The sequence below is a fragment of the Bartonella jaculi genome (genome assembly GCF_039543045.1).
Taxonomy (GTDB): Bacteria; Pseudomonadota; Alphaproteobacteria; order Rhizobiales; family Rhizobiaceae; genus Bartonella; species Bartonella jaculi.
Genome location: NZ_BAABIZ010000046.1, coordinates 1 through 5913, shown reverse-complemented (window position 1 = coordinate 5913; position 5913 = coordinate 1). Strand labels below are relative to the sequence as shown.

Below are 5913 nucleotides of genomic sequence, written 5' to 3'. Positions count from 1 at the left end.
ACTTAATGATCTTAATCCACCCATCAATAGAGACAACAGGGATAATGCCGCCGCCTCTTTTAGGAAGAGCGTAGATTTCTTTAGTTAGAGGGTTGAGACCATAAGTGCTAGCAACAGAGAGAAAGGCTGCGAATTCTTCATCAGAAAAGTTATGATTGATACAAGTTTTGACAATTGTCTTTCGAAATTCATCATGAGAAAACCCATATTTGCTTGCCATGGTTGTTAAAGGAGAATTTGTCATCTTGATTTCCTACGTTGCGCGCAATTCACCCGTGGCGTGAATCACGTTTGTGTTAAAAGGCTGGTTGGTTGTTAAATTTTTATGTCTTGAGGAATTCTCGTGTTTCCGCGAATATTAGCTAATCCACGAATTTCGGCATTTCTAAAAATCTTGACTGCGTCATAAATGCGAGCATTATCATAAACTTTTGCCTCTCCAAAAATCTCAACATTTCCATAATTAATATCATTCTCATACGTGAAATTGGAGCATGATATAATGACATCACCATAAACTTTAGCATTGTTATAAATGAGAGCAGGACCACAAATTATTGCGTTCCCATATACACGAGCATTGTCGTAAACCTTGGCACTATTCTTTATTCGTGCATTCCCAAAAACTGCTGCGTCACCATAAATGCGTGCGTCATTGTAAACTTCTGCATCACCGTAAACATGAGATTTGTCGCGAACAACAGCATTACCAAAAACATGTGCCTTACCATAAACTTGTGCATTACCGAAAACAACAGCACCACTGTAAACTTGTGCATCAGAATAAACTGAAGCATTTTCACTAATACAGGCGCCATCAAATATCTTGGCATTATGAAAAATGATAGCGCATTACCATAAACCTTGGCATTATAATAAACCCAACAGGAGTCCTCATGAGATAAATTGCCTTCACGCTCTATATAACCGCCTAGGTCACCTTTCTCGACATCAGAAAAGTCTCTCAGTGCACGGATGCGGTGGAGAGTTTTACCCCTAATTTCGATTGTTTCATCAGTAAGTTCGTATTTCTTTTTTATCATAATAACCTCCTCTTAATGCATGCTTTGTCTTTTAAGCTCTTGAGACAGCACACCAATTCCTTTTGTTGTGATTTTTGCGCAAGGAATGACCTTTTCTATTCCACTTGCGGTTTGAAGTGTGATGGTTGGACAATCCATAAGTTTCTTTTGGATTTTGTCTTGATAAGGAAGCAAATTTCCACCTGCTGCTCGTTTGTAAACCCAACCTTTTTCTTGTAAGAAGAGAATGAACTGTTTTGGTTGCATCTCGAGTATTTTAGCGGTTTCTGTAAGACCGAAGAGTCCATTATGACGTTGTAAGCTTTCAAGAGCCATTGCCTTTGGTTTTAAATTTGCAATAATGTTATCTTTTTGTTCATTTTCATTTTTGAGATACGTTAAAACACCAAGCATAACTTGAGGACTTGAATAGTCGATTTGTGGTGTTACTGCTTGCTTTTCCAATTCTTGCCAACGGTCTATAATCCTAGCACGTAATGTCATGCTGTAACCAGAAACTAAAATGAGGCATTCACGTTTAGGAAGGTTGTAACAGTTTTGGGGCTTACCCTGTTTATCTAAATAGGTGGATCCAAATTTGGATTGACCCCCTTCAGGATATAATTCTCCTAACATTTGCCGAATATCACGCATAATATGCGCATGTTGCTTACCGCATAACTCTGCAATTTCACGACTAGACATCGTTTGAACTGTTGTGTTTTGAAAATTTCTTTCAGATGTTGTGATAAAATTATGCATGCTTCACTCCGTTCGTTGTGACAACATTGTCATTGTGCTTAATTTGCTGTCTTAGATGTCTTAAGAAATCTTCTAATGTTTCAGGATTTGAATAATCGATTTTTGAATTTGCTTTTTTTCGCATTTCAGAAAATATTCACGCACTTGTTTACCTTTGAGACCAGGTTCACAAATGGCAATGTGTTTTGCTGTGTCTAAAGTGAGAGCATAATCTTTTAAAGGATTTCCACGTGAGGAGTTTGATAATTTTTTAGTAGAAAGTACAAAGTCGACATCTTCTCTAAAGCTAAGTTCTTTAATACAGTTTGCTATCCATTTTCTAAACTCGGTTTTTACTTCTAAAAAGGTATGTAAATCACGAGCACTAACGGTTTGGACAGTTCGTTGTCTTATTGTAGTACTTTGAATAGCAATAAGCTTTTCCATTACGGACCTCATATTGATAGGGAATTGATGGGGAAAAGGGGGCGCTTTAAAACGCGCCTTTAGAGTTTAAATGACATCACTAAGACGCAAACGGTTCAGCTCTTCATAAGTACCGTAAACTTCATCTTCATATTTTTGCTTTGCTAAATCATCTAAAAGTCTATTGTAGACATCACTTTCGCGTATAAAGTAATGAACTTCACTCTCCTCATCGAGACGTTCGATATTGTCTTCTACATATGCTTCTGCGATCTCTTCAGAAATGTCTTCACAACTCTTTTCAGAAGGATTTACGCGAAGGATTTGTATTGCATCATCTGCCTCATCAATAATTTCTTGAACTTGGCTTGCATCAAGAGGTCCTGACTCTGCGATGTGTTGAACATCATCATAGACAACTAATAAAATTTCATTGGAATTAATAAGAATTGGCTTTTCCATAATTTCCCCTCCCCAACGCCTCTTGGCAATTGTTTGTGTTAATGTAATTTAATCTACACCAGATCGGCTTTTGCTTCTTCGTGATATGTTGTTATAGAGGAGTATACCGTAAAGGATTATTATGGTCAAGCCATTTTATGCTAAAGTGGTTTTTTTATAAATGAACTTTAATATTTATTACGAATCGGTTTGAGTATTGTAGCGTTTAGTGTAGAGGCATGATACTTTCTAGTATCCCGTAAAAAATAAATCAGTTAGCTGTATTTGAAATTTATATGCAGGAAAAATTGGGGCAGTATGCAGACAGAGCCAATCGATGGGTAGATAACGCCGTAGTTTTTTATAAAAACTGCGGACGAACAAAAAAACCCCGCTTCAGCGGGGCATACATAGGTTGTTAGAATATCTTATAAATATTTTTTTGCTGTTTCTCTTATTCTGTCTGCAAAATCATAAATATTATCTAGCGTTTCAATACCGACTTTTTCATCAATATCAGTATCGAAAAGGGCTAGTTGCTTATGTTTTCTGTTAAAGTGCAGTCGAACCAACGGCTTTCTGTTATTATTGTCAATTAAAATAGCACAGTACGACTTTGCATCTCTGATAACAATACGGTCGGCAGAAATAACTTCGCGCGCAATTGCCTTGACAATCATGAAGCCTTCAACTTCCTCTTCGGTCGTTATTATGGCATGTTCATTACCAATAGATGTAGCAATATTATCTTGCTTGTCGGTTTCAGTTGTTGTTTGTAAAGCGCTAGAAAGCCGACTTTTTACCGCATCAGATATTACTTCGCGAAACGCATTTTTAGTAACACCTGTGAGCATTTCTAAGACATTAGCAGTCAGGCGCCCTTCATAAACATCCGCACAAGCAACACGAACAAAACCTTCGGACGGATTTTCTATTTCTTTTTGGATGTTTTGTTTTATTCCAGATACATATTTGAGCTGCTCGGCTGTCACCAATATATTTTCAATATTAAATGCTGAGCGTTCAAACTTTTTAAGCTCTGTAAGTACCACAGTATTGTATTCTATTACATCAAAAGTAAGGAATGGCCTATTATCGAGCTTGTTTGCAGCATCAAGATCTGTGTAAAAATGAAAAAATCGACCATTTGTCAAAATCGCGAATTTAGCATTCGTTACACTAAAGTATCGATATAATTGACTTAAATGCTTTGAACTCAATTCGCAAGATATCGGTTTGCACTCAAAAAGAATACGTATCTCACCGTCTATACGGATAGCATAGTCAACTTTTTCACCTTTTTTACCAACGGCATCAGCAGTAAACTCGGGAATGACTTCAAGTGGATCGAAAATATCATACCCAAGTGCGCGCAGAAACGGTAAAACGACCGCTGTTTTGACCGCTTCTTCAGTTAACATAGTATCTGAATGATTTTTGACTTTATCAGCTATTATTTTTAAGCTCTCGTCTACTGTCCCCATTCCCGCTTCTCCTTTGTTTTCAGGGTTTTCTTAAAATCCAAAGAACTTTCCCAACTATACGAATCTCCTCTCCATCAGTTGCCCCATTTATTTTGATAGGTTCTTGATGATTGGGTTCAGTACTTTCAGGCCATAGTTCAAATCCACTAATAGTTTGACGTATACGTTTAGCTGTACGCTCAATCATTTGACCATTGAATCGGCTGCGTTCAACTATCACGAGATCGTTAGGTTCCACATTAATGCTGGCTTTTATTATGTCTACGCAAATAAGTTGATCACCATCACGAGCAATTTTGTTAAGGCAGTTGCCCTGGATTTTTAAAGCAAATTGAAAGTGAGCTGGGTATTTCGAGGTGCTGGGTACATATTCTATGTCATCAAATCCAAAATCCATATCTTCGACCGACATCCACGAGCTAGCAGCAACTTTTCCTATCACCGGTATCATTCCAATAGCATTAGATATGGGATGTATTTCCTCGTTTTCTGGGAAAAGAAGATTAAACGGCTTTACACCAAGATGTGGTGCTAACTTTTCCGCCCACTCTTTGGTTAATTTTCGCTCACCTTTTTCAAGCCGTTTTATTTGAGGTTGCGTAGTACCAGCTTTTTCAGCCAATTTCACCTGTGTGAGTCCCAAATCTTTCCTCAATTTTTTAATTATATGCATGCTCTAAACCTACACCAAGACTGCTTATTTAACAAAGTCCATAAAGGTATTTTTTTATTGACTAAAAAGTCTTTTATGGTATTTGTTTGAGTTATGGAAAAATTGAAATCATATCTTACACGAAATAAACTATCTCAAGCCGAATTTGGGAAGCAAGTTGGCGTAGCACAGAGTACGATTAACAGGTATTTACGCGGCTTGCGGTTTCCTGAGCCTGAAATTGTCTTAAAGATTGAAAAGACAACCAATGGTATTGTTCGTCCCGTTGACTGGTATGTCGATTTATACCCACGCCCCTCTCTTGAAGAGGTGGGCGTGCCACTTACTACAGCTGATAACAAACACCCACAGCATAATTCACACTCTTAAAGAAGAAAGATCAGAGATGATAGATGTCCCACAAATCTCCATAAGCAAAGTCCAGTTGATTGATCTTGTTAATAATATTGGAGAGGCAACCATATATTATGGTGTCCGTTCGCCTCAAGATGCATCTTTTGAAACAAGAATAGATCCCTCATCAACAGGTTATTTTGTCTATATGCTGTATAGTATCTTTGCGCGTGATGATAGAAATTATTTTCCATTATTGCCGTACAATGATTTTAATCAATGGTTTTCATCTGCGTTTACGCAAGCTTTCACAACTTGGTTTGATAATTATTTTTCTCAAGAGTTGTTATCTTTTTATCGCTTAAATGAGCTGATCTTGTTTACAGTCTTAGTCAAACGTAAGCTTGATCTCTTAGGGGATAAACTCATCGAAAAAAGAAAAGAAGAAATCGAATTAATAGATGATGCATGCAGTATGTGTCTGAATCTGAGTTAATCCAATTTTTTAAAACTTATAACTACGCGCTCTGTCATAGCGCACATATAAATACGTAGAGCCTTAAGGGGGGATAATGATCACTAACGCACAAACCATTCTCTGTCTTGATCTAGGTAGCAAGACTGGCTGGGCTATTTGTGGTGCTGATGGTCACATCATCAGTGGTATCATGAATTTTCACCCCCGATATTTTGAAGTCGGTGAAATGCATTATTTACGCTTTAAGAGATGTCTATCAGAAATAAAGAAGACCGTAGGCAGCATTGACGCCGTGTATTTTGAAGAAGTACGCCG

At 37.5% G+C, this 5913-nt stretch carries 10 protein-coding genes and 1 pseudogene; 3 read left to right on the top strand and 8 right to left on the bottom strand.

The window, feature by feature from the left end:
* The 8 genes from ABD915_RS08740 to ABD915_RS08705 form a co-directional block, all read right to left on the bottom strand.
* Positions 1–244, bottom strand: a 244-nt coding sequence (locus tag ABD915_RS08740) for a recombinase RecT (RefSeq protein ID WP_345117441.1), incomplete at its 3' end; no start/stop codon positions are given.
* A 71-nt stretch (positions 245–315) separates the two neighbouring features.
* Positions 316–609 (bottom strand): hypothetical protein, encoded by a 294-nt coding sequence (locus ABD915_RS08735; RefSeq protein ID WP_345117443.1) that lies wholly within the window; start codon positions 607–609, stop codon positions 316–318.
* Complete coding sequence (locus ABD915_RS08730) at positions 606–1043, bottom strand: hypothetical protein (protein WP_345117439.1); 438 nt, start codon at positions 1041–1043, stop codon at positions 606–608. Before ABD915_RS08730 ends, ABD915_RS08735 begins: the two co-directional genes overlap by 4 nt.
* Before the next feature lie 12 nt (positions 1044–1055).
* Positions 1056–1784, bottom strand: a complete 729-nt coding sequence (locus tag ABD915_RS08725; protein WP_345117437.1) for a Rha family transcriptional regulator — start codon at positions 1782–1784, stop codon at positions 1056–1058.
* Positions 1785–1856: 72 nt separating this feature from the next.
* The gene (locus ABD915_RS08720; protein WP_345117435.1) at positions 1857–2210 is read right to left on the bottom strand and encodes an antA/AntB antirepressor family protein; all 354 of its coding nucleotides are present in this window, start codon (positions 2208–2210) and stop codon (positions 1857–1859) included.
* A 66-nt stretch (positions 2211–2276) separates the two neighbouring features.
* Positions 2277–2651 carry a hypothetical protein gene (locus ABD915_RS08715; RefSeq protein ID WP_345117433.1) on the bottom strand — a complete coding sequence of 125 codons (375 nt, stop codon included), beginning with the start codon at positions 2649–2651 and terminating at the stop codon, positions 2277–2279.
* Positions 2652–3058: 407 nt separating this feature from the next.
* Positions 3059–4114 (bottom strand): type I restriction endonuclease, encoded by a 1056-nt coding sequence (locus ABD915_RS08710; protein ID WP_144755027.1) that lies wholly within the window; start codon positions 4112–4114, stop codon positions 3059–3061.
* A gap of 19 nt (positions 4115–4133) precedes the next feature.
* Positions 4134–4787, bottom strand: coding sequence for a LexA family protein (locus ABD915_RS08705; RefSeq protein WP_345117430.1), 654 nt, complete (start codon positions 4785–4787; stop codon positions 4134–4136).
* 93 nt (positions 4788–4880) lie between these two features.
* On the opposite strand from ABD915_RS08705, the gene ABD915_RS08700 reads away from it, so the two are divergent.
* The 3 genes and pseudogenes from ABD915_RS08700 to ABD915_RS08690 all read left to right on the top strand — a co-directional run.
* Positions 4881–5156 carry a helix-turn-helix domain-containing protein gene (locus ABD915_RS08700; protein WP_345117428.1) on the top strand — a complete coding sequence of 92 codons (276 nt, stop codon included), beginning with the start codon at positions 4881–4883 and terminating at the stop codon, positions 5154–5156.
* Positions 5157–5172: 16 nt separating this feature from the next.
* Positions 5173–5616 (top strand): hypothetical protein, encoded by a 444-nt coding sequence (locus tag ABD915_RS08695; protein ID WP_345117426.1) that lies wholly within the window; start codon positions 5173–5175, stop codon positions 5614–5616.
* A 76-nt stretch (positions 5617–5692) separates the two neighbouring features.
* Positions 5693–5913: pseudogene (locus tag ABD915_RS08690) on the top strand (hypothetical protein); the annotation flags it as partial.

What these genes read in the sequence shown, in the direction of transcription:
- ABD915_RS08730 (WP_345117439.1), bottom strand. Translation starts at nt 1,043, where the DNA reads ATGATAAAAAAGAAATACGAACTTACTGATGAAACAATCGAAATTAGG.
- ABD915_RS08725 (WP_345117437.1), bottom strand. Translation starts at nt 1,784, where the DNA reads ATGCATAATTTTATCACAACATCTGAAAGAAATTTTCAAAACACAACA.
- ABD915_RS08720 (WP_345117435.1), bottom strand. Translation starts at nt 2,210, where the DNA reads ATGGAAAAGCTTATTGCTATTCAAAGTACTACAATAAGACAACGAACT.
- ABD915_RS08715 (WP_345117433.1), bottom strand. Translation starts at nt 2,651, where the DNA reads ATGGAAAAGCCAATTCTTATTAATTCCAATGAAATTTTATTAGTTGTC.
- ABD915_RS08710 (WP_144755027.1), bottom strand. Translation starts at nt 4,114, where the DNA reads ATGGGGACAGTAGACGAGAGCTTAAAAATAATAGCTGATAAAGTCAAA.
- ABD915_RS08705 (WP_345117430.1), bottom strand. Translation starts at nt 4,787, where the DNA reads ATGCATATAATTAAAAAATTGAGGAAAGATTTGGGACTCACACAGGTG.
- ABD915_RS08700 (WP_345117428.1), top strand. Translation starts at nt 4,881, where the DNA reads ATGGAAAAATTGAAATCATATCTTACACGAAATAAACTATCTCAAGCC.
- ABD915_RS08695 (WP_345117426.1), top strand. Translation starts at nt 5,173, where the DNA reads ATGATAGATGTCCCACAAATCTCCATAAGCAAAGTCCAGTTGATTGAT.